General features: G+C 60.5%; 22 protein-coding genes. 7 read left to right on the plus strand and 15 right to left on the minus strand.

Annotation, left to right across the window (positions count from 1 at the left end; genetic code table 11):
* Nucleotides 1-3 precede the first annotated feature (3 nt).
* Entirely contained in the window at nt 4-957 is a 954-nt protein-coding gene (locus tag EPZ47_RS17190) for a sensor domain-containing diguanylate cyclase (RefSeq protein ID WP_135845898.1), read from the plus strand.
* Nucleotides 958-1,061: 104 nt separating this feature from the next.
* Here EPZ47_RS17190 and treA read toward each other — a convergent pair whose 3' ends face one another.
* Together treA and EPZ47_RS17200 are read right to left on the minus strand one after the other, a co-directional pair.
* Nucleotides 1,062-2,690 (minus strand): alpha,alpha-trehalase TreA, encoded by a 1,629-nt coding sequence (gene treA / locus EPZ47_RS17195; RefSeq protein WP_135845899.1) that lies wholly within the window; start codon nt 2,688-2,690, stop codon nt 1,062-1,064.
* 63 nt (nt 2,691-2,753) lie between these two features.
* A complete protein-coding gene (locus EPZ47_RS17200; protein ID WP_135845900.1) occupies nt 2,754-2,978 on the minus strand; it encodes a hypothetical protein in 225 nt (74 codons plus the stop codon).
* A 314-nt stretch (nt 2,979-3,292) separates the two neighbouring features.
* Between EPZ47_RS17200 and EPZ47_RS17205 the strand changes: the two genes are divergently transcribed.
* The 3 genes from EPZ47_RS17205 (at nt 3,293) to EPZ47_RS17215 (ending at nt 6,642) form a co-directional block, all read left to right on the plus strand.
* The gene (locus EPZ47_RS17205) at nt 3,293-4,303 is read left to right on the plus strand and encodes a zinc-binding alcohol dehydrogenase family protein (protein WP_135845901.1); all 1,011 of its coding nucleotides are present in this window, start codon (nt 3,293-3,295) and stop codon (nt 4,301-4,303) included.
* Nucleotides 4,304-4,317: 14 nt separating this feature from the next.
* Complete coding sequence (locus EPZ47_RS17210; protein ID WP_135845902.1) at nt 4,318-5,844, plus strand: UxaA family hydrolase; 1,527 nt, start codon at nt 4,318-4,320, stop codon at nt 5,842-5,844.
* 84 nt (nt 5,845-5,928) lie between these two features.
* Nucleotides 5,929-6,642: a FadR/GntR family transcriptional regulator gene (locus EPZ47_RS17215; RefSeq protein WP_135848023.1), complete on the plus strand. Its 714-nt coding sequence runs from the start codon at nt 5,929-5,931 to the stop codon at nt 6,640-6,642.
* A 265-nt stretch (nt 6,643-6,907) separates the two neighbouring features.
* Here EPZ47_RS17215 and uxuA read toward each other — a convergent pair whose 3' ends face one another.
* The 6 genes from uxuA to EPZ47_RS17245 form a co-directional block, all read right to left on the minus strand.
* On the minus strand, nt 6,908-8,083 hold the full coding sequence (gene uxuA / locus EPZ47_RS17220; RefSeq protein WP_135845903.1) for a mannonate dehydratase: 1,176 nt from the start codon (nt 8,081-8,083) through the stop codon (nt 6,908-6,910).
* 16 nt (nt 8,084-8,099) lie between these two features.
* The gene (locus EPZ47_RS17225) at nt 8,100-9,554 is read right to left on the minus strand and encodes a mannitol dehydrogenase family protein (protein ID WP_135845904.1); all 1,455 of its coding nucleotides are present in this window, start codon (nt 9,552-9,554) and stop codon (nt 8,100-8,102) included.
* Between the two features lie 17 nt (nt 9,555-9,571).
* Nucleotides 9,572-10,864 carry an MFS transporter gene (locus EPZ47_RS17230; protein ID WP_135845905.1) on the minus strand — a complete coding sequence of 431 codons (1,293 nt, stop codon included), beginning with the start codon at nt 10,862-10,864 and terminating at the stop codon, nt 9,572-9,574.
* 70 nt (nt 10,865-10,934) lie between these two features.
* The gene (locus EPZ47_RS17235; protein ID WP_135845906.1) at nt 10,935-11,966 is read right to left on the minus strand and encodes a Zn-dependent oxidoreductase; all 1,032 of its coding nucleotides are present in this window, start codon (nt 11,964-11,966) and stop codon (nt 10,935-10,937) included.
* 54 nt (nt 11,967-12,020) lie between these two features.
* A complete protein-coding gene (gene manD, locus EPZ47_RS17240) occupies nt 12,021-13,232 on the minus strand; it encodes a D-mannonate dehydratase ManD (RefSeq protein ID WP_135845907.1) in 1,212 nt (403 codons plus the stop codon).
* Between the two features lie 4 nt (nt 13,233-13,236).
* A complete protein-coding gene (locus EPZ47_RS17245) occupies nt 13,237-14,229 on the minus strand; it encodes a sugar kinase (protein ID WP_135845908.1) in 993 nt (330 codons plus the stop codon).
* 155 nt (nt 14,230-14,384) lie between these two features.
* Between EPZ47_RS17245 and kdgR the strand changes: the two genes are divergently transcribed.
* Nucleotides 14,385-15,167 carry a DNA-binding transcriptional regulator KdgR gene (gene kdgR / locus EPZ47_RS17250; RefSeq protein ID WP_135845909.1) on the plus strand — a complete coding sequence of 261 codons (783 nt, stop codon included), beginning with the start codon at nt 14,385-14,387 and terminating at the stop codon, nt 15,165-15,167.
* On the opposite strand, the gene EPZ47_RS17255 is transcribed toward kdgR, so the two are convergent.
* The 7 genes from EPZ47_RS17255 to EPZ47_RS17285 are packed head-to-tail and all read right to left on the minus strand — an operon-like array spanning nt 15,143 to nt 20,748.
* The gene (locus EPZ47_RS17255) at nt 15,143-15,748 is read right to left on the minus strand and encodes an acyl-homoserine-lactone synthase (protein WP_135845910.1); all 606 of its coding nucleotides are present in this window, start codon (nt 15,746-15,748) and stop codon (nt 15,143-15,145) included. The two genes, kdgR and EPZ47_RS17255, sit on opposite strands and share 25 nt — an antisense overlap.
* Nucleotides 15,736-16,644: an alpha/beta fold hydrolase gene (locus EPZ47_RS17260; protein ID WP_135845911.1), complete on the minus strand. Its 909-nt coding sequence runs from the start codon at nt 16,642-16,644 to the stop codon at nt 15,736-15,738. Before EPZ47_RS17260 ends, EPZ47_RS17255 begins: the two co-directional genes overlap by 13 nt.
* Complete coding sequence (locus EPZ47_RS17265) at nt 16,631-17,536, minus strand: DMT family transporter (protein ID WP_135845912.1); 906 nt, start codon at nt 17,534-17,536, stop codon at nt 16,631-16,633. The genes EPZ47_RS17260 and EPZ47_RS17265 overlap by 14 nt, the downstream gene beginning before the upstream one ends.
* Before the next feature lie 5 nt (nt 17,537-17,541).
* The gene (locus EPZ47_RS17270) at nt 17,542-18,153 is read right to left on the minus strand and encodes a flavodoxin family protein (RefSeq protein WP_135845913.1); all 612 of its coding nucleotides are present in this window, start codon (nt 18,151-18,153) and stop codon (nt 17,542-17,544) included.
* Nucleotides 18,154-18,156: 3 nt separating this feature from the next.
* Nucleotides 18,157-18,840, minus strand: a complete 684-nt coding sequence (locus EPZ47_RS17275; RefSeq protein ID WP_135845914.1) for an iron-containing redox enzyme family protein — start codon at nt 18,838-18,840, stop codon at nt 18,157-18,159.
* 1 nt (nt 18,841) lies between these two features.
* Complete coding sequence (locus tag EPZ47_RS17280; protein WP_135845915.1) at nt 18,842-19,387, minus strand: GNAT family N-acetyltransferase; 546 nt, start codon at nt 19,385-19,387, stop codon at nt 18,842-18,844.
* A gap of 8 nt (nt 19,388-19,395) precedes the next feature.
* On the minus strand, nt 19,396-20,748 hold the full coding sequence (locus tag EPZ47_RS17285; protein WP_135845916.1) for a phenylacetate--CoA ligase family protein: 1,353 nt from the start codon (nt 20,746-20,748) through the stop codon (nt 19,396-19,398).
* Between the two features lie 647 nt (nt 20,749-21,395).
* Between EPZ47_RS17285 and EPZ47_RS17290 the strand changes: the two genes are divergently transcribed.
* Both EPZ47_RS17290 and EPZ47_RS17295 read left to right on the plus strand, forming a co-directional pair.
* Nucleotides 21,396-22,877, plus strand: coding sequence for an anthranilate synthase component I family protein (locus EPZ47_RS17290; RefSeq protein WP_178084316.1), 1,482 nt, complete (start codon nt 21,396-21,398; stop codon nt 22,875-22,877).
* Complete coding sequence (locus EPZ47_RS17295; protein ID WP_135845918.1) at nt 22,874-23,458, plus strand: anthranilate synthase component II; 585 nt, start codon at nt 22,874-22,876, stop codon at nt 23,456-23,458. Before EPZ47_RS17290 ends, EPZ47_RS17295 begins: the two co-directional genes overlap by 4 nt.
* Nucleotides 23,459-23,497 lie beyond the last annotated feature (39 nt).

Raw genomic sequence — 23,497 nt, forward strand, 5'->3', positions numbered from 1 at the left:
GCCATGAACGATTCTATTGATCTGAACGAATTTCACTGGTTGCTTGCCGTGGTTCAGAGCATCGACGTCGGCGTGGTGGTGCTCGACCGCGACTACCGCGTGCAGGTCTGGAACACCTTCATGGAGAACCGCTCGGGGGTGCAGCCAAAGGACGCCCACAATCAGTCCTTCTTCAGCCTGTTCCCCGAAATCGATCGCCAATGGTTCAGCCGCAAAGTGGAAAGCGTCGCCACCCTGGGCACTCCAGCGTTTACGGTCTGGGAGCAGCGGCCGTATCTGGTGCGGTTCGAGAACTATCAGCCGATCACCGGCAGCGAAGAGTTCATGTACCAGAACACTACCCTGCTACCGCTGCGCTCCCCTGACAGCAAAATCAACCATATTTGCCTGGTGATCTATGACGTCACCGACGTCGCCACCAACCGGCATCAGCTTCAGGCCGCCAATGCGCAACTGCAACAGCTCTCCAGCACCGATCGACTGACGGGGCTGTACAACCGCGGTCATTGGGAAGAAAGCCTCAGGGCCGCCTATGCCCGACATCACCGCTATGGCAATACGTTGAGCCTGGTGATGCTCGATATCGACCACTTCAAACGAGTCAACGACGCCTATGGGCACCAGGCGGGCGACAAGGTCATCGAGCATGTCGCCAGGCTGCTGCGCGAACATGCGCGCGACTCCGATGTGGTCGGGCGGTATGGCGGTGAAGAGTTTGGTGTGGTGCTTTCGGATACCGACAGCAGCGGCGCCCAAACTTTCGCCGAACGCATGCGCCACTCCGTGGAAGCGCTGGAGGTGGTGTACAACGACCAGCACATCCGTTTCACCATCAGCCTGGGCGTGGCCGACCTGAGCCAGCCCTCGAACAGCCACGCCGATCTGATCGCCCGGGCGGACCAGGCGTTGTATACGTCGAAGAAGACCGGGCGTAACCGGGTGACGGTGCATGAGTAGATAATGCCGCAACAGCCCATGCCTGATGGGCAATGCCCGCCGTGAGAGCTTGCTCGCGATGTCGGTGGCGCATTCAGCATTCATAGGCGAACAAAGGCTGCACTTCATTCACCAATGGGAGTTGGCGAGATTGCGCCATATTTGCTCATCAGCTTGAGTGTCACCCCGTTGGTCCAGCCGAAGCCGTCCTGCAACTCATACTCGCCGCCTCCACCGCCATTTCCCTGGCCCGATAAATCGTATTTCTCTACCAGCTTGTTCTCTTTGCTGTAGAGGTTCTGAACCTGCTGCAAAAAGCGACTGCCAATCTGTTGGGCCAGTGCACTGTGCTGGTAGCGGTCCAGCCCCTCCACTGCCACCCATTGCAACGGTGCCCAGCCATTGGGTTCATCCCACTGTTGGCCGTTACTGACCTGGGTGGTGGCAATGCCACCGGGACGCAACAAGCCTTCACGTACCGCATCGGCGGTGCGATTGGCGTGCTCGGTGGAGGCCAGGCCGGTAAACAGCGGAAAAAGCGCAGCGGCGGTGAGTGGCTGGCGTTGTTGGTTTTGCTGCCAGTCGTAGTCCACGTAGAAGCCTTTTTCAGCATCCCACAAGTGCTGCTCGATGGCCCGCTGACGCAATTCGGCGCGCTGCCCATAAGCCTGGACGCATGGCCTGTTCTGCACGGTTTCGCAGGCTTTGGCGATGGTGCGTTCCAGGTGATAGATCAGGCTGTTCAGGTCCACCGGCACAATGGATGTGGTGCGGATGGTCGCCAGGTCCTGGCCATCGCCCAACCAGCGAGAGCTGAAGTCCCAGCCGCTTTCGGCGCCAGCACGCAAGTCACGCCAGACCTCCTCCTTGGGCCTGTCCGGCGCCTGCTCGGCAGTCTTGACGTCTTGCAACCAGGATTCCTGGCGAGGCGTCGGGCTGGCATCCCAATAGCGATTGAGCACACTGCCATCGGCCAGTTTGACCACGTGCTTGGCGGCCGTCCCAGATTTGAGCGTCTGGGCTCCGTCCATCCAATAGGCATATTCCTTCTGCAATTGTGGCAGGTAGCGCCCATAGGCCTGGTCACCTTCGATGTGCGCCTGCAACTCCACCATGTAGGCAAAGAACGGCGGCTGCGACCGGCTCAGGTAGTAGGTGCGATTGCCGTTGGGGATGTGGCCGTAGGTGTCAATCATGTAGGCGAAATTGTCGGTCATCTGGCGAACCCGGGCCTTCTCACCGCTTTGCTCAAGTCCCAGCATGGTGAAATAGGAATCCCAGTAATACATCTCGCGAAAGCGCCCGCCCGGCACCACATAGGGCTGCGGCAAGGGCAGCAAGCTGCTGTATTGCGGCACCTGGCTATAGCTGCGGCTCAACACCGGCCAAAGGCTGTCGATGTGTTCTTCGATCGAAGCGTCAGGTTTAGACGCCGGGCTTTGCGCCTCGCCGGATTCGATGAAATTGTCGTGCACAAAAGCTTTGGGATCGAAGCCATCACTGTCCCGACGGGCCAGGTAATCGGCGCGAATTTTCGCCGGGTCACGCTTGGGCAGCGCGTCCACGAAGTGTTTCTGGTCAGTGAAAAGCTGCCCGCGCTGAACCGCTTCAAACAGTTCGGGGTAGGCCTGGTCGGGCGGCAGATTGGCTCGCCCCTGGGCATCTTCGTAGCTCCATGTCGCGGGCGGTTGGCTTGAGCAAGCCGCGCAGAGCAGCGCGGCGAGGGATAGGCTGGTGAAATCCATTGGTCGCATAGGCAACTCCATCATGTTGTCGTTCCTGACAGACGAATGACATGAGGGAATCGCCTGGGTTCATTAAAAGCCCTCCGACTTGAAGACCTCGGGATACAACTCCCGCGCCTGCTGCTCACCAATGACATCGGCATAACGCTCAAGCTGCTCCCAGAACGCGCCGCAGGATGAACATCGATGCAAGCGGGAATGGAGAACGACGCTCACCGCAAGCTCTGGAGGACGCTGGCCGGACTCCCATAGCGCCCGGCAAACATCGCAGCCTTTTTTGGTCCATTCAGTGTTCATTGAAACGTCCCCACAGGATTCCACCCGCCGTTTGGTCCGACATCAACCCCATTTTGCCTTTTACCCCTGGGCCTGGCGATGCCCGTAGAGAGGCCTCAAAATTGGTCTGTCCAATTTTGTTATTTATTAATTGGTCTTGCCAATATTTTTTTTGGCGTGTAGTTTCGACCCAAGATCACCCCAGCGGACGCCCGTCCGCCTACAACAAAAAAAGAGATCCTCGGAATGTGCAGATCCCTCGCCAACCGGGCGCTCAACGCCCTCCCCTCGTTAGCTGGCATTCGTCGCCTGTGTGCCCGCCAAGGAGCATCATCATGCTGACTGTCATCTGTAACGAACCCGGCTTGTTAACCGCCATCGAGCGCGAAAAACCCCTCAGGAAACCGGGCGAGGTCCTCATCCAGGTCCGACGGGTCGGGGTCTGCGGCACCGACCTGCATATCTTCACCGGCAATCAGCCCTACCTCGAATACCCGCGCGTCATGGGCCATGAGTTTTCCGGGGTTGTAGACGAGACGGACGGCGCCAGCGACCTCGCCATCGGCGATGTGGTCTATGTGATGCCCTACCTTTCCTGCGGCGCATGTATCGCCTGCCGCCAGGGCAAGACCAACTGCTGCACCCGCATTCAAGTGCTGGGGGTTCATTGCGATGGGGCGTTCACGGAGTACCTGAGCGTTCCCCACCAATTCGTACACAAAGCCGTGGGGGTTTCCCTTGATCAGGCGGCGATGATCGAGTTCCTGTCCATCGGCGCTCACGCCGTGCGGCGTTCAAATGTCCAGGAGGATAAACGCGCGCTGGTGGTCGGCACCGGACCGATCGGCATGGCGGCGGCGATCTTCGCCAGCCTGCGTGGGGCGCAAGTCACCGTCCTGGATACCCGTGAGGATCGTCTTGCGTTCTGTAAGCAACACTTGGATATCCACGCCGCCGTGCAAATCGGCCAAGGCGACAAGCAGACCCTGGCTGAACTGACAGAGGGTGATTTTTTCGACGTGGTGTTCGATGCCACCGGCAACGCACGGGCCATGGAGCGCGGGTTCGAGTTCATCGCCCACGGCGGCACCTATGTGATGATTTCAGTGGTGCGGGACTCCATCACCTTCTCCGACCCGGAGTTTCACAAGCGTGAAGCCACGCTGATGGGCAGCCGCAACGCCACCCAGGAAGACTTCCGTCATGTAGAGGAATGCCTGCGCAACGGATTGATTCCGGACGCGGCCCTGAATACCCATCGTCTGACGCTCAGCGATGTTGCCCATTCGTTCAGCACCTTGCTCGACCCCAAGCAAGGTGTCGTCAAGGCAATCATCGAGTGCTAGGAGGAAGACGCACCATGAACCCGCCGTCTTCTTTGCTTGTTTTAACCCCCGGTGATGATGTTGCCGTGGCCCGAGGCGATATTGCCCAAGGGCAACAGCTGAGCGCCGACGGCATCGTGCTGGTCGCCCGGCAACCCATCCCGTCCGGCCACAAGATCGCCCTGCGCAGGGTGCTGGCCGGCCAACGGGTGCTCAAGTATGGCCAGACCATCGGCCAGGCGACCCGGGACATCGAGCCCGGCGATTACGTCCATGTGCACAACCTGGACATGCCCACGACCAATGCCGAACACAGCGTGCGCAACATTTATGCCCCCACGGTGCCCAGCACTACTGCGGCGACGTTCGAGGGTTTCGTCCGCGATGATGGCCGCGTCGGCACCCGCAACTACATCGGCGTTATTTCCAGCGTCAATTGCTCGGCAACCGTGTGCAAACACATCGCCAACGCCTTTTCTTCGGGGCGCCTGAAAGACTTCCCCAACGTCGATGGCGTCGTGGCGATTACTCATGGCAGTGGCTGCGGCATGGGGGCCAAAGGCGAAGGCATCGATATTCTCAAACGCACCTTACGCGGGTATGCCGATCATCCCAATTTCGCCGGAATCGTGTTGATCGGCCTGGGTTGCGAAGTCAACCAGCTCGTCCCGCTGATGGAAGAGCTCGGCGATCGCCCAGCGCCGCTCAAGGCCAGCCTGATCATCCAGGACGCCGGCGGTACTCGTGAAACCGTGCAACGGGGCATCGCCCATATCGAACAGATGCTGCCAATCATCAACGACCTCCAGCGTACCGTCGTTGCGGCCAGCCACCTGAGTGTCGGCTTGCAATGTGGCGGTTCGGATGGTTATTCAGGCATCAGCGCCAATCCAGCACTCGGCGCCGCTGTAGACCTGCTGGTGCGAAATGGCGGCACCGCCATTCTGTCGGAAACACCGGAAATTTATGGCGCCGAACACCTGCTGACGGCCCGCGCGGCATCCGCTGACATCTCGGCAAAATTGATGCAGCGGATCCGTTGGTGGGAAGCCTACGTGCACCACAACGATGGGGACATGAACAACAATCCCTCGCCTGGCAACAAGGCCGGGGGCATCACCACCATTCTGGAGAAATCCCTCGGCGCCGTGGCGAAGGCAGGCGCCAGCGGGTTAATGGGCGTTTACCAATACGCTGAAACGGTCGATGCCAAGGGACTGGTGTTCATGGACACCCCCGGCTACGACCCGGTGTCCGCGACCGGTCAGGTCGCGGGAGGCGCAAACCTCATCTGCTTCACCACGGGTCGCGGTTCGACCTATGGTTGCAAACCCACGCCATCCTTGAAGATCGCCACCAACACCCGCCTGTTCCAACGCATGGAGCTGGACATGGACTTCAACGCCGGGGGTATTGTCGATGGCCTGGAGTCGGTGGCCGAGGCCGGTGAGCGGTTGTTCCGATTGATGCTCGATACCGCTTCCGGGCGTCGCACCTGCAGTGAAGAAAACGGTTTGGGTGATAACGAGTTTGTGCCTTGGCAGATTGGCGCGGTGATGTGATTGCCGCACCACCGCTCCCACATAAATGAACAGCACCAAGCGCCTATGGTAGCCTTCGCAGACTATCTGATGGACACCGTTGCCATGGTCTCACCGATCAACGCCGCCGAGCGAAAGCCGTACCAGAAAATCGCTGACCAACTGCGAAACTACATCGTCCAGGGGGATTTCAAGGCAGGCTCCAGGCTTCCTCCCGAGCGTGATTTGACCCAACTGCTGGGGGTTTCCCGGCCTTCGCTGCGCGAGGCGCTCATCGCCCTGGAAATCGAGGGCGAAATTGAAATCAAGATGGGCTCGGGCGTGTATGTCCGCGCCAGGCCCACAGATGGAAAAAATCCTGCCGGCACCTTGGGCGAAAGCCCCTCGGAACTGATGCAGGCGCGCGCCTTGATCGAAGGTGAGTCAGTGGTCCTGGCCTGTTTGCATGGCAAAAAAAGCGACTACCGCTATCTGCAGGAATGCATCGACGCCATGCGCGCCAGCATTGCCAACGGCCTGCCCCCGCTGGAAGACGACCGTAGATTTCATCAGCGTCTGGCCAAAATGAGTGGCAACTCTGCCTTGGTCCGGATCATCACTGCGCTGTTTGATGAACGACACAACCCGATTTCGGCGCACTTGAGCAAGCATTCAGAAAATGCTCTGACATGGGAAGCCGCGGTGGCCGAGCATGAAGCGATCCTGCATGCCGTCGCCAACAAAGATGTGCTCGGTGCACAAACCTGCATGCGCCAGCACTTGAGCCGTTCGGAGAACCGTTGGCTGCAAGCGCTGGAACCAGAAGACATGAGTGGCTAGACCTGCGGTGGATGGGCGCTTGTGTGGATCACTCAAACTCAATCAACTGCACACCGAACCTGTGGCGAGGGAGCTTGCTCCCGCTGGGGTGCGCAGCGCCCCCAGGCAGGTTGTATGTAGTCTGCCTGATACACCGAGGTGTCCGGTTTGGGGGCTGCTGCGCAGCCCAACGGGGATAAATCCCCTCGCCACAAATGCCCTCGGCAACTGATACATCGCCACAGGTTTTTTGGCCTGACGGATTTCCCCTGTTTATCTTCAAGCCTCAGCCCAACTGTTGCCGCACGGCCAGTTCCACACCGCGGATTTCGGCGAGGCCCTTGAGGCGGCCGATCAGCGAGTAGCCGGGATTGCTTTTGCGGTGTTGATCATCGAGCAGTTGATGCCCATGGTCCGGCCGTAGCGGCAAGCGCGGGCCGCCTTCGCGTTCACGCCTGCGCTCCTCGGCCACCAAGGCACTGATAACCCCGACCATGTCAACGTCGCCATCCAGGTGATGGGCCTCGTGGAAGCTGCGCGGATCCGCTTCCCTGCGGGTTGAACGCAGGTGGGTGAAGTAGATGAACGGCGCAAACTGCTTGGCCATCGCCACCAGGTCGTTGTCTTCGCGCACGCCATAGGAACCGGTGCAGAACGTCAGGCCATTGGCCGGGCTCGGAGCGGCGTCCAGCAACCATTGGGCGTCTTCGGCGGTGGACAGAATGCGTGGCAGGCCGAGCAGCGCCCGGGGTGGATCGTCCGGGTGGATCGCCATGCGCACTCCCACTTCCTCTGCTACCGGGATCATCGCGCGCAAGAAATACCCCAGGTGTTCACGCAATTTCACCTCGTCGATGTCGGCGTAGGTGCGCAGCAAGGCCCGGAAGTTCTCCAGGCTGTAGTGTTCCTCGGCGCCGGGCAGGCCGGCGATCAAAGTATTGACCAAGGTCTCGCTCTGGGCTGGCGTCAGTTGCTCGAAGTAGGCCTTGGCCTGTTGGATATCCTCGGCACGGTATTCGGCCTGCGCACCCGGACGCTGGAGGATGAACAGGTCGAAGGCGGCAAACGCGGTTTGATCGAAACGCAGCGCCCAGCCGCCATCCGCCAGCTCAAAGGTCAGGTCGGTGCGGGTCCAGTCCAATACCGGCATGAAGTTGTAGCACACGATATCGATGCCGCAGCTCGCCAGGTTGCGTACGCTTTGCTGGTAGTTGGCGATGTACTCGTCACGCCGCCCGCAGCCGCGCTTGATGTCCTCGTGCACCGGAATGCTTTCCACCACTGACCAGCTCAAGCCAGCGGCTTCGATCATCGCTTTACGCGCCGCGATGGCGTCCACCGGCCACACTTGGCCATTGGGGATTTCGTGCAACGCGGTGACGATGCCGGTCGCACCGGTTTGGCGAACGTCCGCCAGGGAGATCGGGTCTTTGGGGCCAAACCAACGCCATGTCGGTTCCATGTTGTTCTCCTTTTTGTTAGTTGGGTGCGGCAAAGGTCTGCAAAAGGCTGCCGATGCCGTCGCGGGTCAGCGCGGTATAAGCATGTTGCACGGCCTCGCGAAGCGCCGGGCGCTCCGACAACGCGGCCGGGAAGACTTCGCCTAATTCGAGAAAGGCCTCCACCAACGATACGCCGTCGAAGCGCCCCGCCAGATCGGCAAACGTTGCACTCAAAGGGTCGTCAACCACGTGCATCGGATGACCAGGCAACGGTTGCGTGCAGTAGTGAATCCATGCCGCAATGCCCAGCGCGGTACAGCCGATGCCTCGCCCTTGATCGAGCAAGTGCCGGGCGCCGAGCAACCAGCGTTGCGGCAGTTTCTGCGAACCGTCCATGGCGATCTGGCGCAGGCGATGTTGCAGGCTGTCATTGGCAAAGCGCGCCTTCAGATCGCGGGCATACAGCGAAAGATCGATGCCCGCCGGCATGTCCAGGGTGGGCGCCGCTTCCTCGGCCATGTAGCGCTCGAAGAGCCGTGCCAGATTCGCGTCACTGACGGCGTCGAACACCGACTCATGGCCCGCCAGCAACCCCACATAGGCCAGCAACGAATGGCTGCCATTGAGCATGCGCAGTTTCATCGTCTCGAACGGGCGCACGTCCTCCACCATTTGCACACCCTCCACTTCCCAATCCGGGCGTCCGAGGGGAAAGTGATCCTCGATCACCCACTGGCTGAAGCTTTCACAGACCACTGCCGCCGGGTCGTGACAGTCCAATTGTTCCAGCCGTCGAAAGGACTCGCCGTCCATCGCGGGCACAATGCGATCGACCATGCAGCTGGGAAACGCCACCTGTTGGTCGATCCACTGCGCCAGCGCCTCATCCTGCCTCGCCGCCAACGTGCTGACCGCCTGGCGGGTGCGTTGACCGTTGTCGGGCATGTTGTCACAGCACAACACGGTGAAGGCCGGGATGCCGGCGGCGCGGCGACGGCGCAGGGCCTCAAGGACAATACCGGGGGCCGAGCGCGGCGCTTGTGGATGAGCGATGTCATGGGCAATCAGCGGATCTTCACTGCGCAGTTGCCCGGAGGATGGGCTCAGGCAATAGCCTTTTTCGGTGACGGTGAGGGTGACGATCTTCGTCTGCGGCGCAGCCATGCGCTGCAACAGCAGTTCCAGGTCGTGGCCGCCCTCGCCCACATACAAGGCCTGACGCAAGACCGCGATCTCGCGCAGCGTCACCTGCTCGCGGTCGCGGTACTCGGCCACATGGTAGCGACCATCCTGCTCGCGCAATTGATCGACCAAGGTGCGATTGGAGCGCAGGTTGGCGCTGCAAAGCCCCCAGTCACTTTCACCATGACGATTGAGATGGCGCTGCAGGTAGACCGCCTGGTGGGCGCGATGAAACGCGCCCAAACCCAGATGGACGATACCGATCTGCGCTGCAGCCCCGGTGGAGGGCGCTCGTTTCACAACAGGCATCAATACACTCCTTCTGTTCAGGGATGGCTCAGGGCCGAAGCCGGTTGCGAGCCTTGTGCCGCCGAGTCACCGGTATTGACCACCACCAGGGGTTTTACATAGCGCGCCACACACACCGCACCGATCACGGTCAACAGCCCTGCCAGCAGGAACGCACTGGTGAACGAACCGGTGAACTGCACCAGGAAACCGGTCAAGGTCGGGCCAACAATGCCCGAGGTGTTCGCCAGAAAGTGCATGAAGCCACTGACCCCACCCACCCGCGCCGCCGGGACGGTGTCCTGGATGATCGCCCAGTAAATAGCGCCGGTGAGGTAAAGGAAGAACACCGCCAAGGCCACAAGGGCGACCGCCGGATACAAGGTCTTGACCATACCGGCACAAGCGATACAGACAGCGCAGGCCAACAGGCACGTCACCAGCACCACTTTGCGCGAGAACATCATCCGCCCGGTTTTCTTGAACACGAAGTCGGAAATGAAACCGCCCAAGGCCAGGCCGAGGAAACCCAGGACCCAGGGAATGACCGTGGCAATGCTCATGTCCTTGACGTTCAGGCCGTGGGCCATGGTCAGGTAGCTGGGGAACCAGGTCAGGAAGAAGAACAACGTGTAGTTATAGGAAAAGAACGCCAGGGAGGTGAACAGCACCGTCGGTTGCTTGAGGTAATAGCGCAGCGGGAACACCGGTTGTGCCGCCAGCTCGCTTTGCCCCTCGGCTCGAAGAATCTCCTCGGCGCCCTCACCTTCTGGCCTTTCCTTGACGAACTTGAACCACACCGCCGCCCAGACCAGGCCAATCAGCATGATGATAATGAACGACATTTTCCAGCCGTAGGTGACGGCGATAAAGCCCACCACGGGGCCGGAAATCGCCCCGCCCAGCGGCGTGCCGGACATCGACGTGCCAATCGCCCGCGCCCTGCGCTTGGGGGTGTACCAGTTGTTCACCATCTTGCTGGTGGTGACACTCAGCGGTCCTTCACCCATGCCGAACAGAATCCGGATGAGCACCAGCGAAGCGAAGCCCACTGTTAGCACGGTCAGGCCGCTGAACAACGACCACAACACCATGGCCAGCAGCAACGTGGTCTTGGCGCCGTAACGGTCGGCAGCCCAGCCCCCGATGAAGTTGAAGGCGGCATAGCCGACGAAAAAACTACTGAAAATCATGCCCATCTCACCCGTACTCAAACCGTAGTCCTTCTGGATGAAAGGGGCTGCCACAGACAATGCCGACCGGTCGAGGTAATTGATGACCCCTGCCAGGAACAGCATGATGATGATTAAGCTACGTCCTTGACCAAACATGGTGGAGCCTCCCGCTTGTTGTGTTTATTCGGTGAGGGTGCCCGCACTCGGGCACGATAAGGTCGGAAGATCAGTGGTGGGCGTTCGTCAGTTCCACCAGTACCTTTCGGGTTTGCTCGGGGTGTTTTTCGATCAGGTCGATGGCGCCAGGCATCTCGTCGAACGTGACGCGATGGCTGATCAGGTCCTGGACCTGCAACTGGCCGCTGGCGATCAGTTCAATCACCCTGGGGAACTTGCGGTTGTTGAGCCGCGAGCCCACCAGGGTCAACTCCTTCTTGATCATTTCCAACTGCACCAGATCACTGGGCGTGGCATTGAAACCCAGCAGGCCGATGCGTCCGGCTGGCGAAGCGAGGCGCACCATCTGTGGCATCAGTGCCGGGATGCAGGCGGCGTCGACAATCAACGGCACGCCTTCACCCTGGGTGAGTTCACGCATTGTGCTTTCGACATCGACTTGCTGGCCGTTGAGAGTCCGGCTCGCACCCAGTGCCCGCGCCGTCTCCAGGCGACTGTCGATGACATCGGTCACGGTGATGTCGGTCAGCCCCAGCGCCCGGGCCATCTGCACCAGGGTCAGGCCAATGACACCGGCGCCATAGATCAGCACGCTGTCGCCCGGATGGGGCTGCATGCGATCGAGCACATTCAGGGCAATGGAATAAGGCTCTACCAGGGCCCCGTGGCTGAGGGACATCGAGTCGGGCAAGCGATGGGCATTCTCGGCCGGTACGCAGACCTGTTCACTGAAGCCACCGTCGCGATGCACGCCGATCACTTGCAGCCGTGTGCAGACATTCGGTCGGCCGATGCGGCAGGGATAACAGGTGCCGCAACTGATCACCGGATCGACGCACACCCGGTCGCCCACCTGCAGGTGTTCGACGCCTTCGCCGACTTGCCGGATCACCCCGGAGAATTCATGGCCGGTGACACGAGGGAAACGCACGAATGCGTTCTGCCCATGAATGATGTGCATGTCCGAGCCGCAGATGCCGGCGTAAGCCACATCGACCTGGACTTCACCACGAGCCACCTGCGGTCCGTCGACCTCGGCCAGCCCGAACTCAAAAGGTGCTCTTACCTGGAACGCTTTCATCGGGTCACTCCTGGCGAGGACATCCGCCCCGCCGCTTGATGGGTTGGAAACGCTTCACCAATGCCAGAGCGTGCCGTCTTCAAGACGGTTGACCGGCAGACTGGCACGCTTGTAGGGGTACTGACGGGCGAGGTCTTCATCAATGTCGACGCCATGCCCCGGCGCATCGCCGGGCGTGAAATGACCGTCCTCGAAGCGATAGGCATGGGGGAAGACTTCTTCGATACGGTCTTCATGAGGCATGTGTTCCTGGATGCCGAAATTGGGCACCCACGTATCGAAATGCAGGGCCGCGCCCATGCACACCGGTGACAGGTCGGTGGCGCCATGGAAACCAGTACGCACTTGGAACAGCGCGGCGAAATCGGCAATGCGCCGCACATGGGTGATGCCGCCGGCATGCACCAGCGTCGTGCGGATGTAGTCGATCAACTGTTCCTGGATCAACTCGCGACAGTCATGGATGGAGTTGAACACCTCGCCAACGGCCAGGGGCGTGGTGGTGTGCTGGCGGATCAGGCGAAAGCTCTGCTGGTTTTCGGCCGGCGTACAGTCTTCGAGCCAGAACAGGTTGTACGGCTCCACGGCCTTGCCCAGGCGCCCCGCTTCGATGGGGGTCAGGCGATGGTGAACGTCATGGAGGATATGCAGGTCATCGCCAAAGCGCTCGCGCACGGCGGCAAACAGCTTGGGCACATAGTTGAGGTATTTGGCGGTGTCCCAGACGTGCTCGGCGGGCAGGTCGCTGTCGGCCGGCTCATAACGTTCGCCGCTGCGCTTGGCAACACCGTAGGTGGTGGCAATACCTGGTACACCACATTGCACGCGCACGGCTTTGTAGCCCAACTCGACGTGGCGAGCGACTTCGTCCAGGCAGCCTTCGATGTCCTTGCCGGTGGCATGCCCGTAGACCATCACCCGCTCACGGCTCTTGCCGCCCAGCAACTGATACAGCGGCATGTTCGCCGCCTTGGCCTTGATGTCCCAGAGTGCGACGTCAACGGCGGCGATGGCGGTCATGGTCACCGGGCCACGGCGCCAATACGCACCGCGATACAGGTACTGCCAGATGTCCTCGATGCGGTGGGCATCGCGGCCGATCAGCGCGGGAAGGACGTGCTCTTCCAGATATGCGACCACCGCCAGTTCGCGGCCATTGAGCGTCGCATCGCCAATGCCATAAATGCCCTCATCGGTGACAATCTTCAGGGTGACCAGGTTGCGACCCGGGCAGGTAACAATGACGCGCGCTTCAAGAATTTTCATAAGGTCAAACCTGTGCAACAGAAGGAAATGAGGGCGTCCCCATGCTCGGCATCGCCGCTTGGGGGATCAGCGCACCTCGGTACTGGACAACCTGGGCCGCCAGGCGGTGGCCCCAGCGAGCGGCCTGCTCCGGGTCGCCGCCCTGCAGGCGGCAGGCCAGGTAAGCGGCGCTGAACGAGTCGCCGGCAGCGGTGGTATCGAGGACACGGGCAACGTGCTGGGCAGGCACTTCGAAACGGCCCGCCGGGCATTGGATCAAGCAGGAATCGGCACCGCGCTTGAGGGCAACTTCGCCGATGCCCTCTTGCGCGTAAGCACTGAACAAGGCCTCGGTGTCGCGGTAGCCGAACAGGATGGCGTCATCTTCCCAGGTGATCAGGGCCAGGTCGGTCAGGCGCAACAGTTCGCGATAGGCCTGCCGGGCCGCTTCAGGATTGGGCCAAAGGTGGGGACGGTAGTTGTTGTCGAAGACGATGCGCGTGCCGCCTTGCCTGGCCAGGTGCAAGGCCTGCATCAGGCGTTCACGGCCTTCGCCGCTGAGGATCGCCAGGCTGATACCACTCAGATAGATGTAGTCGTACTCGGCCAGCGCAGCCAGCATGGCGTCGGCCTCAGGCCCGTCGAACATGCGCCGCGCCGCCGCTTCCCCGCGCCAGTAGAGAAAACGTCGCTCACCGTGCAGATCGGTCTGGATGAAATACAGCCCCGGCAGCGCGTCTTCGATCACCCGTACATGAGCGTCCGCGATCCCTTCGGTTCGCCAGGAGCGGCGCATGGCCACGCTAAACGCATCGCCCCCCACGGCCGTCATGTAGTCCACGACCACTGCGCCACGGCTGCTCAATCGCGCCAGATACACCGCCGTGTTGAGCGTATCGCCGCCGAAGGTCTGGGAGATCGAGGCGCCCGGTTCACCGCGCATCTCAATCATGCACTCCCCCACCAACGCCACCTTCAACGGGCGGGCATGGGAGCCATGCACAAGTGTCATATCCATTGTCACGCGCCTTTTTTATGTTTTTAAAACGGCGTTTCATTTTTCTTTCAAGGCCCGAGTCTAGTCAGATTTATCGCCTCGTCAAGCAAAAATGAAACAGCGTTTTGTTCTGCTTGCGTATATCCTTGGGTTTTACTTTTCACGTTGGAGCCTTCATGGACAACAGCGTCATCCCAAACAACGAGCTGGTGTCGGCGGTGGGCCGGACCATGGCCGTACTCGAGGCCCTGGCCGAGCATCCGGAAGAAAGCGGCGTCTCGGAAATCGCCAACAAACTGGACATGTCCAAGGCCACGGTTTATCGCTTTTTGCAGTCGCTCAAGGCGCGCGGATATGTGGTGCAGGATGCCGAGGATCGCTATCGTCTCAGCGTCCGTCTATTTGAGCTGGGCGCCCAGGCCCTACCCCACCTGGACATCGTCCGGGAAGCGGAGCCGGGCATGCGGCGGATCAACGAGCTGACGGGGGAGACGGTTCACCTGGGGATTCTTGATGAGGGCAGCATCGTCTACGTGCACAAGATCGACTCCAAGTACAACCTGCGCATGTACTCGCGCATTGGCCGGCGAGCGCCGCTGTACTGCACCGGCATCGGCAAGGTGCTGATGGCCTGGCTTGAAGAAGATGAGTTGCTCGCGCACCTCAAGGAAGAAAGCTTCGAGCGCCGCACAGCCAACACACTGACCAGCATCGAAGCCTATCTGGAAGAATTGGAAACCGTCCGCCGGCAAGGCTATGCCGAAGACCATGAAGAGTTCGAAGACAACATGCGCTGCCTGGCGGCGCCGATTCGTGACCGCTTTGGTCACGTGATCGGCGGCATGAGCGTTTCATTCCCGTGTTTTCGCTTCCGGGAAGAACTGAAGCAGGATTACGTCAAGCAGCTGATGGAAGCCACGCAGCAGATTTCAGCTCAGTTGGGCTGGCACTCGCGTTGAGTCTTACCAGCCACTGCACGGTGACGATAACCCGCCACATTGATCCAGAAAGGCACCACTGGAAACTCATTGACCATCTGCGGCCCCGCAATCCTGTGGGTGCTGACACCCATGCGCCTGAGCAGGCGCTCGTTTCCCGGCGCACTGAACGCAATCAACCGACGTGCGCCAAGGGTCTGCGCGACGCCGATGACCTTGCTCATCAACCATGTAGTGTCGTGCCAGGCCCGCATGACCTGGGCCCGTCGCGACAGTGGACGCCGGCTGGCAAACCGGGACAGCTCCCAGACGGTGCTTGAGGACGGCAACGGCGTGTCACCCATCAACTGGGGAAACACCTCCCCCAACAGAAAGGGGCGATCGGTAGGAATCAAGCGTGCACACCCGACGATTTCCTGCCTGCTGTCGCGGGCCAGGACATACACCGTGTCCGGCCGATCGAAAGCATCCACCTCGAAGCCCTCGGCGCAGGGCAATGCCCAGCCGAGGCCCTTGACGAACACATCATACCGATAGCGCGCCAGTGCCTTGAACAGGGCCGGGGACATCTCACTGCGGGTGCTGGCAATCACTTCGAGCATGGTCGAGCCTCCCCGGCACCGGAGGTTGATATGAACCCGGTGATGGCCGCAACGACCTCCGCCCCCCGCTCAAGATAGGGCACATGCCCAGAGTCCTCGATGACCTGGCCACGGGCGTCGGGCAGTTGTTGGAGCAGGTCCTCCAGGGCGGCAGGCAGGAAGACCTGGTCATGCTGCCCCCAGATCACCAGCGTCCTCGAAGCGATCTGTGGAAGCCGCACGAGAAGTACGTCCAGGCCTTCGCGGCGGAAATCCTCAATGGCCCGCTGCACCGCAGCAAACCGCGACCTGCCGCTGGCCGCCATGGCCTGCGCCAGGCGTCCTCGCACTTGGGGTGGCCGCCTGAACACCAGGCTCCAGAAGCGCCTCATCTCCTCGACCGTACGATAGCCGAAGACATTTCCTTGCCCTTGCAGGCCGGCTTGCAATGCCGGCCCCAGCACCGTCGGGCCGAGACCGGCAGGCGCCAGCAAGACCAGGTGACTGACGCGCCGGGGGTATTTCGCGGCATACAACCCGGCCACGCAACCGCCCAAAGAGCTGCCGACCAGCACGAAGGGACCCTCGCCTACCGTTTCCAACAAATTCTCCAGCGCTGCCAGCAAGGCCTGCGGTCCGAAGCCCGCAGGCGGCTCGTACAAAGATTGGCCATGTCCCGGCAAATCGACAAAGACGCAAGGGTGATGGCGTGCCAAGCCCAGGATCGCAGGCCCCCACTGGTCCTTGCTGGCCCCCAAGCCATGAAGGATGACCAATGTCGGCCCCTTCTGACGCGCAGCGCTTTGCAGATAGGCCAAGCGCCCTTGCGCACTGGTGTGCCAGCGCAGTTTCAAACCGAACCGCCAGCGCTGAACCAGGCGCAAGGTGCTGAGCAACAGGCGATCAACGCTGTTCATCCGCCACTCCTTGCCCTTTGCTGCCGCCTTTGAGAAAGAACTTTGCGGGCAGGCGCAGTTGGCAGAGCGCCACGCCGGACAGCGTCAACGCGGCGCCGATCAGCAGGCGCTGGCTGATGCCTTCGGCGAGCATGATCTGGCTGACGGCGATCGCGAACAACGGCACCAGGAGCAGGTACGGGCTCAGTTGCTGCATCGAATTGCGTCCGAGCAACCAGAACCACAGGCCGAACCCCAGCAGACCGCCGCTGAGTGCCGTGTAGAGGACCGCCCACCATGCCTGGGCGCTGGCCGTGTGGACGCTTGCCCATTGCCCGCCTTCCTGGATGAAGGACCACAACAACAGTTGCGGCGCGGCGATGACAGCCGTCCAGGCACTCAAGGCCAGCGGATCCAGCGGCCCGAGACGCTTGGTCAACACCGATCCGACCGCGAATGCCAAGGCCGCCAGCGCCACCAGCAGCATGCCGACAAAAGTCCCGCTCGCCGACGGTTTGGCCAGCAATACCAGGACCCCGGCGAACGCCAGCAGGATGCCCACCAGCACCCGCACTTTCAGGACTTCACCCAATACCGCAAACGCCAGAACGAGGGTGAGGGGTGCCGCCAGCTGATAGATGATTGCCGAGGTAGAAGCGTCTACCCGGGCGATACCGCAGTACAGCAAACCAAAATGCAAAGTGCCGGTAATCGTCGCGATCACGACCATCGGCCCGAACTGCTCGCGCTTGACCCGCTTGAGCAATGGCATGAGAAACAGCGCCATGATCGCGTAACGCATGGCGACCATGAGGATAGGTGGCAGCTCGGCGCCACCCATCTTCACGGCAGTGACCTGGGCGCCCCAGAGAAACGCGACCAGCAGCGCCAGCAATGAATCTTTCAATGGCATGACAGTTATCCCTTCTGAAATTGAATGGGCCGCAGGATTCTTTCCGGCTTGCCCGTGGCAACCCCTGTGGGATTAAGACGACGGTAGTGCTCACAGAGCCGGTCCAGCGTCTCGCACAAGGCCTGTTCCGCTTCAGGATCGTGGGCCAGCTGTGTCTGGAAGCACGGCGGGAATCCCGAGCCGACCAGAATCATCTTGTTGAGCAGTACGTTCAGCGCGACCTGGGAGAAAACAGCCGTGTGCCCATAGCGCCGACCGACCACCGCAATCGCCGCGAGCTTGTCGCGCAGGGGACGTTGGCGTGGACGCATGAAGCCATAGCCGACCCGCTCCAGGAACGCCTGGAAGCGGCTGTTGGTGCCGTAGGCATGCATGACGGGGAGATAGAGCACCGCATCGGCGCGGTCCAACCGCGCCACCAACTGCCCGACGTCGTCCTGCACGGCGCAGTCCTGATCCGAACAGGCGTTATCGGCGTCGCAATAATCGATCCGGTAATCCTTGAGCCAGATGTCATCGATCTCAATCTCCTCGCCCAAGTGGCGGCGCACCAGCGCCACCACCCGTGCACTGACACCACAAGGTCGGCTAGAGCCAACAATGATGGTCAGATTCATGATTCAGGACGCCTCTCGCAGCCCTTCTTCGCCAGCCAGATAGGCTCGCAGCGCTTCCTCCATCAACTGTCCGGTCAGCCACAACGTGACGCGTGCGACTTCCTTGATCTGGCGACGATCGTCCTCGGTCTTCACCGCACGTTGGATGGCCAGGCGCACTTCTTCGGCGTGCTTCTCATCGATGGTCGAGTGGGCGACGAAGAACGTCATCTGCTCATCCTTCAAGCCCAGGTCGGTGCGGAACCGGTCCAGGATCGGCTGGATGTGCTCGTAGACGTCCTCGGCCCAATAGCTGTAGCCCAACCTTGCGATCGGCCCCTTGCGGATAGCCACATCATTGAGGAAGGCGATCAGTGCCTGGGTTGGCGCCAGGGGTGCCGGCATGTCCTGTGGCAGCAGCCCGACCGACTCGAGGTCACGCAGTACCATGCGCTCGTGACCCAGCTCTTCCAGGGCGTGCTTGTAGACGAAGCGCAGCAGCGTCGTTTCTTCCGGGTCGGCACTGTAGGCGCAGGCGGCCTGGTTGACCGAGTTGTAGCGGGTGTAGTGGTACACCTGCAGCATGAGCTGTTGGTAGAGGGCTGGCGGTGTAGGGTTGTCCAGGCTGAATTTCCAGTAGGCGCCCTGCTTGATCTGGGCCCAACCCGCGTCGACGATAGCGTCGAGTTCCTTGAAGAATGCTTGCATTTCAATTGGCTCCTTTAACATTGTGGTAAACACTTTCGAGTTCCAGGTACACGAGGCTGTAGCGCCGCTCGACCTGTTCCCCCGTCCAGGTCACGTCTTCCTCCAGCACGCGCCCGCCCAGGCCGACATACAGCGCAGCCAGTTGGCCGCGACACAGTGCCGAGATGAATCGCAGGTGGGTGTTGGCTTTCAGCCAGATCGCCGCCTGCAGGAGAAACATGCGCAGGTGCCGCCCGCCGCGGTAACGCTCGTCCAGCACCAGCCGATTGGCATCGAAGGCATCCGTCGACTGCTGGAAATAGGCATGCACATTGACGGCCCGCTCGACGAAACTCAGGCCATGGCCCAGCGGTGTGACGCGCAGCGTCCCGACCACTTCGTCGTTGTCCAGATAGATCAGGTGGTAAGACATGGCGTCGCGCAGCTGCTCCCTTCGCTCGAAGTCATCCTCCTTCGCCGGGTTAGTCCCCAGGTAGCGACTGCGCAGTTGCCTGACGGACTCGAACAGATCACTGGCGCTGTCGATCACGCGAACAGACAAGCTCATCGGTGACCTCACTGGCCTTCGCGTTGATCGACGATGCGGGCTTCTTTCCAACTGAACCAACTGCCCAGGTTCACGTGTTCGGCAAGATCGCCCACCACCATGACCGTGGCTTCGACGCCCAGCCGTTCACGCAGGCGCTCCTTGATCAGCAGCACCAGGCGTGCACGGTCGCCATCGAAGAAGCGCGACATTTCCAGTTTGGCGATGACCGTGTCGCGATCATTGGCGCGGCTAAGGACGATCTGATAGCCCAGGCACTGTTCAACGCCTTCAAGCAGCGCCTGCTCGATCTGCGCGGCCGAGAAGGCGCGATCGTTCAACTGCACGGCATCCTTCACTCGACCGACGACCTTGACGGTCTGGCGCATCGATTGGGGATAGCCCGGACGCGACTGGATCGAGACCAGGTCACCCGTGCGGTAGCGGATCAACGGCTTGCTACCAGGGATCAGCATGGTCACGCACAACTCGCCATCGCCGGTGCCGCCCAGGCTTTCGCCAGTTTTGGGATCAAGCACTTCGATGAGGTAGTTGAGGCGATGAGGCACCAGTTGGTCGTTGGCGTTGCAAGCCGCGATGATCATCGCTTCCTGGGAGCCATACAGGCTGTTGTAGGCTTGCGCCCCCCACAGGCTGAAGAGGTTGTTCTTCAACGCAGGGGTGCACAGCTCGCCACTCATCATGAAGGCACGCAGGGCGAAGTCCTCGCGTGGGTTAAAGCCCTGGCGCTCGGCTTCCTTGGCCATGGCCAGCAAAAGCCCCGGTGCGGAAGCGAGCACCCCGATGCGCAGGTCCTTGAGCAGTTGCAGCGCCTTGGGCCAGCCGATCACCGGTGAGTGCGGCCAGATCTTGGCATTGCACACGTCGAGCTGAGTGCAGACGTCGCCCAGGGTGTCACCGAAGGAATGGACCTCGGTGGGGCCCATGATGCCGACCACGGTCTTCTCACCCGGAAAGTGCTTTTCGATCACCGCCTGATAGGCCATGGCCAGTTGGCGATTGCTCGCGTAGCTTTCCTTGCGATCCCGTGGGCATGGCGTAGCAGGCCCGGTGGTGCCCGTCGTCTCGTAATAGAAGATGCTGTCTTCCAGCGGGCCGGACAGAATGTCGAAGCCTGCCTCGCGCAAATCATCCTTGGTCGTGAATGGCAAGGTGACGAGGTCATCCAAGGTCAGCGAACGCTCGTCGACCTGGGCAAGGTGCCTGGAATAGAACGGCGAAGAACGCTTCACGTGGCCGATCACTTCCCGCAACTGTTCCTGATGCCATGCCGCCAACGCGGTGTCGCTGAGGACGTCGGTCCAATAGGCATGATGAATCGGATCGTACCGTTTCTTGAATGTGTCTAAATGCTCTTTCATTTCAGCCGCTCAGGTTTGATGGGTTACTGGAACTCAACGGCCGCTACGTTAGTGACAGAAGTTACAAATACCCAGCTGCGTTATCCCGCAGTTGTGCGCGCACGAGTTTCTTGTTAAAAGCACGCGCGATTACATATGCGCAGGAATAGTTGTTGTGCCTGACGACACTAAGAAATGAATGAAATATTAATATCCGCCCAACAGTTGACAGCCCCGGGGCACACTGGTAATTTCGCCGCACTGCCGCTCGTTCCCGCAGTGCCTAGCCAAGACTGGGATGTCTAAAATGTACTATCACCTTTCTGCTATCAGCTCTTCCCACAGCTACCCCGACAGCTGTTCCCGGGCCATTCTGGCCATCTTCAAAAGCAATATCTGGCGTCGCTAATAATCTAGCGAAGACCAGCGTCTGTCTGCTGCCTGCCAGCAACGTCCTGCTCTCTCCCCAATGAAATTCTAAGGCGCTCGCGCCTTGTGCCCTGCGCATCGCTGGCTGCAATCCGTTGCAAGCCTGGTATTGCGCGCGACATGAACAGCGTCCGCCCCGAATATTCAGGATATCCGTCAACACCTATTTAAAGTGCCTGTGCACTTTATATTCCCGTGGCGCTCTCTTAATCGAGTGCCTGAATCGTTGCACCTTGAAAATGGTATTAACCGTGAACAAACATTTAATTGGCGTCAATGTTCTTCGCCGCGAAGAACGTCGACCTACAGATGCACTTGGCATATATGAAAATGCACTGGAGCAACTGGGTCGCGAGTCTGTCTTCATTCTTGAATCACTGTCCGGTCCAAGCCGTGATCGCCGGGCGACGATCATCGGGCTCGAGCCCCTTTTCGAAGTGTGTATCGATGAGGGCCAGGCACAACTGCGAGGCTGTCCTGCGCTGTGTGAACACTTGTCCGCCAGCCTGCGACAAGGGGGGGTACAGGTCGATCCCGAGCACAAGATCCATCTACCGGACAGCGAGGCAGCGTGGAACCTGCTCCGGGCCATCCAGGCTACGTTCCAGCCTGCACCCAATGCCCCTTCCAGCCTGGCGTTCTTCGGCTATTTCTCCTACGACTGCGTTCGCCTGATCGAGCGCCTTCCCGATGTCGCCGAACAGACCTACAGCTACCCGCTCATCGCCCTGTCGGTCTATCAGACACTGGTTTATTTCCACAGCAACGGCATTGTCGAAACCCTGATCAACAACCACCCTCTGTGGGCGCCCCGTACAGTGGAGGATTACCCCTTCCTGAGCGCGCCCCCGGCGTGCGAGGCAGTGGATCTGCCACCGTATCCAGAGACATTCGAGGAAAGCCGCACGGTCACCCCGGAGCAATTTTGCGAACGTGTCGAAGTCGCGATGGAGCACATCCGCGCGGGCGACGTCTACCAGATCCAGCTCGGCCATGAGATCCGCATTCGCTCGCAGGTTGCGCCGTTCGATGTGTACCAGAACCTGCGCCTGCGCAACCCCTCTCCTTACATGTACCTGGCCCATGTAGGCGGTATCGACCTGATCGGAGCCAGTCCTGAACTGTTCGTCAGGATCAAGGACGATTTGATAGAGATGCGTCCTATCGCCGGCACTGTCGGCAAGAAGCCTGGCGTCGATCCGACCCAGCTGGTGCTGGAGTTGACCCGCTCGGAGAAGGAACGCGCCGAGCACCTGATGCTCATCGATCTGTGTCGCAATGATATCGGTCGCGTTTGCCAGGCCGGCTCGCTGGAAGTCGACGAGTTCATGCTGGTGGAGGAGTACTCGCACCTCTATCACATGGTGTCGAACGTTCGCGGTCTGCTGCGCCCAGGCCTGGATGCCTACGACGTGATCAAGGCCTCGTTCCCCGCCGGAACCATGTCCGGCGCGCCCAAGGTCAGGGCGATGGAGTTGATCGAGGGAATGGAGAGCAACCGCCGCGGCATCTACGCCGGAGCCCTAGGTCTGGTAGGTTTTGATGGCAGCGTCAATACCGCCCTGTGCATTCGCTCGACCGTCTTCGACGAGGGCACCTACCACTTGCGGGCATCCGCCGGGGTGGTTGCCGACTCGGTTCCCGAGATGGAGTGGAAAGAGACGTTGTACAAAATGGGTTCTGTCTACCGGGCAGTGACCGGCAAGGAGATCGCACTGTGAAAGTATTCCTGATCGATGCCTACGACAGCTTCGTCTTTATCATCAGCCAGTACCTGGAACAACTGGGGCTGGAAACCCGCGTCGAGCGTCACGACGTGCCAGACCTCCTGCAACGCATCGAGGATTTTTCACCGGACTTCTGCGTGCTGGGCCCTGGGCCTGGGCATCCGGCCGACGTTGGCTACATCGAAGTCATCAAGCACTTTCAGGGGCGTTTGCCGCTGTTGGGCGTTTGCCTGGGTCATCAGGCCATCGGCCTGGCCTTCGGCGCCCAGGTTTGCCGCGCCCCGCACGTGATGCACGGCAAGGTGAGCAAGATCGAGAATGATGGCAAGGGCGTCTACGACCATACGCAAGCACGTGCCATACAAGCCACCCGCTACCACTCGTTGATGGTCAGCGACCAGCAATTACCCGACTGTCTGGAAGTCACCTCGCGATCCACCGACGACGGCTATGTGATGGGCGTGCGGCATCGCCACCTGCCAGTGGAGGGGGTGCAGTTTCACCCTGAGAGCATCCTGACCGAAAACGGCTTGGACCTGTTCCGCAGTTTCATCAAGTGTTACGTGCACCAGTGACCCACCAGGAGGGGCGCACGCCCCTTCTTTTCCGTGCTC

The sequence above is a fragment of the Pseudomonas viciae genome (assembly GCF_004786035.1).
Classification (GTDB): Bacteria; Pseudomonadota; Gammaproteobacteria; order Pseudomonadales; family Pseudomonadaceae; genus Aquipseudomonas; species Aquipseudomonas viciae.

Coding starts and splice junctions, on each gene's coding strand:
- EPZ47_RS17235 (WP_135845906.1), bottom strand. CDS start 11,966: ATGAAAGCGTTCCAGGTAAGAGCACCTTTTGAGTTCGGGCTGGCCGAG.
- EPZ47_RS17230 (WP_135845905.1), bottom strand. CDS start 10,864: ATGTTTGGTCAAGGACGTAGCTTAATCATCATCATGCTGTTCCTGGCA.
- EPZ47_RS17200 (WP_135845900.1), bottom strand. CDS start 2,978: ATGAACACTGAATGGACCAAAAAAGGCTGCGATGTTTGCCGGGCGCTA.
- EPZ47_RS17270 (WP_135845913.1), bottom strand. CDS start 18,153: ATGAATCTGACCATCATTGTTGGCTCTAGCCGACCTTGTGGTGTCAGT.
- EPZ47_RS17280 (WP_135845915.1), bottom strand. CDS start 19,387: ATGAGCTTGTCTGTTCGCGTGATCGACAGCGCCAGTGATCTGTTCGAG.
- EPZ47_RS17210 (WP_135845902.1), top strand. CDS start 4,318: ATGAACCCGCCGTCTTCTTTGCTTGTTTTAACCCCCGGTGATGATGTT.
- EPZ47_RS17265 (WP_135845912.1), bottom strand. CDS start 17,536: ATGCCATTGAAAGATTCATTGCTGGCGCTGCTGGTCGCGTTTCTCTGG.
- EPZ47_RS17205 (WP_135845901.1), top strand. CDS start 3,293: ATGCTGACTGTCATCTGTAACGAACCCGGCTTGTTAACCGCCATCGAG.
- uxuA (WP_135845903.1), bottom strand. CDS start 8,083: ATGGAACCGACATGGCGTTGGTTTGGCCCCAAAGACCCGATCTCCCTG.
- EPZ47_RS17255 (WP_135845910.1), bottom strand. CDS start 15,748: ATGCTCGAAGTGATTGCCAGCACCCGCAGTGAGATGTCCCCGGCCCTG.
- EPZ47_RS17215 (WP_135848023.1), top strand. CDS start 5,929: ATGGTCTCACCGATCAACGCCGCCGAGCGAAAGCCGTACCAGAAAATC.
- treA (WP_135845899.1), bottom strand. CDS start 2,690: ATGCGACCAATGGATTTCACCAGCCTATCCCTCGCCGCGCTGCTCTGC.
- EPZ47_RS17275 (WP_135845914.1), bottom strand. CDS start 18,840: ATGCAAGCATTCTTCAAGGAACTCGACGCTATCGTCGACGCGGGTTGG.
- EPZ47_RS17190 (WP_135845898.1), top strand. CDS start 4: ATGAACGATTCTATTGATCTGAACGAATTTCACTGGTTGCTTGCCGTG.
- EPZ47_RS17285 (WP_135845916.1), bottom strand. CDS start 20,748: ATGAAAGAGCATTTAGACACATTCAAGAAACGGTACGATCCGATTCAT.
- manD (WP_135845907.1), bottom strand. CDS start 13,232: ATGAAAATTCTTGAAGCGCGCGTCATTGTTACCTGCCCGGGTCGCAAC.
- EPZ47_RS17245 (WP_135845908.1), bottom strand. CDS start 14,229: ATGGATATGACACTTGTGCATGGCTCCCATGCCCGCCCGTTGAAGGTG.
- EPZ47_RS17290 (WP_178084316.1), top strand. CDS start 21,396: ATGGTATTAACCGTGAACAAACATTTAATTGGCGTCAATGTTCTTCGC.
- EPZ47_RS17225 (WP_135845904.1), bottom strand. CDS start 9,554: ATGCCTGTTGTGAAACGAGCGCCCTCCACCGGGGCTGCAGCGCAGATC.
- kdgR (WP_135845909.1), top strand. CDS start 14,385: ATGGACAACAGCGTCATCCCAAACAACGAGCTGGTGTCGGCGGTGGGC.
- EPZ47_RS17260 (WP_135845911.1), bottom strand. CDS start 16,644: ATGAACAGCGTTGATCGCCTGTTGCTCAGCACCTTGCGCCTGGTTCAG.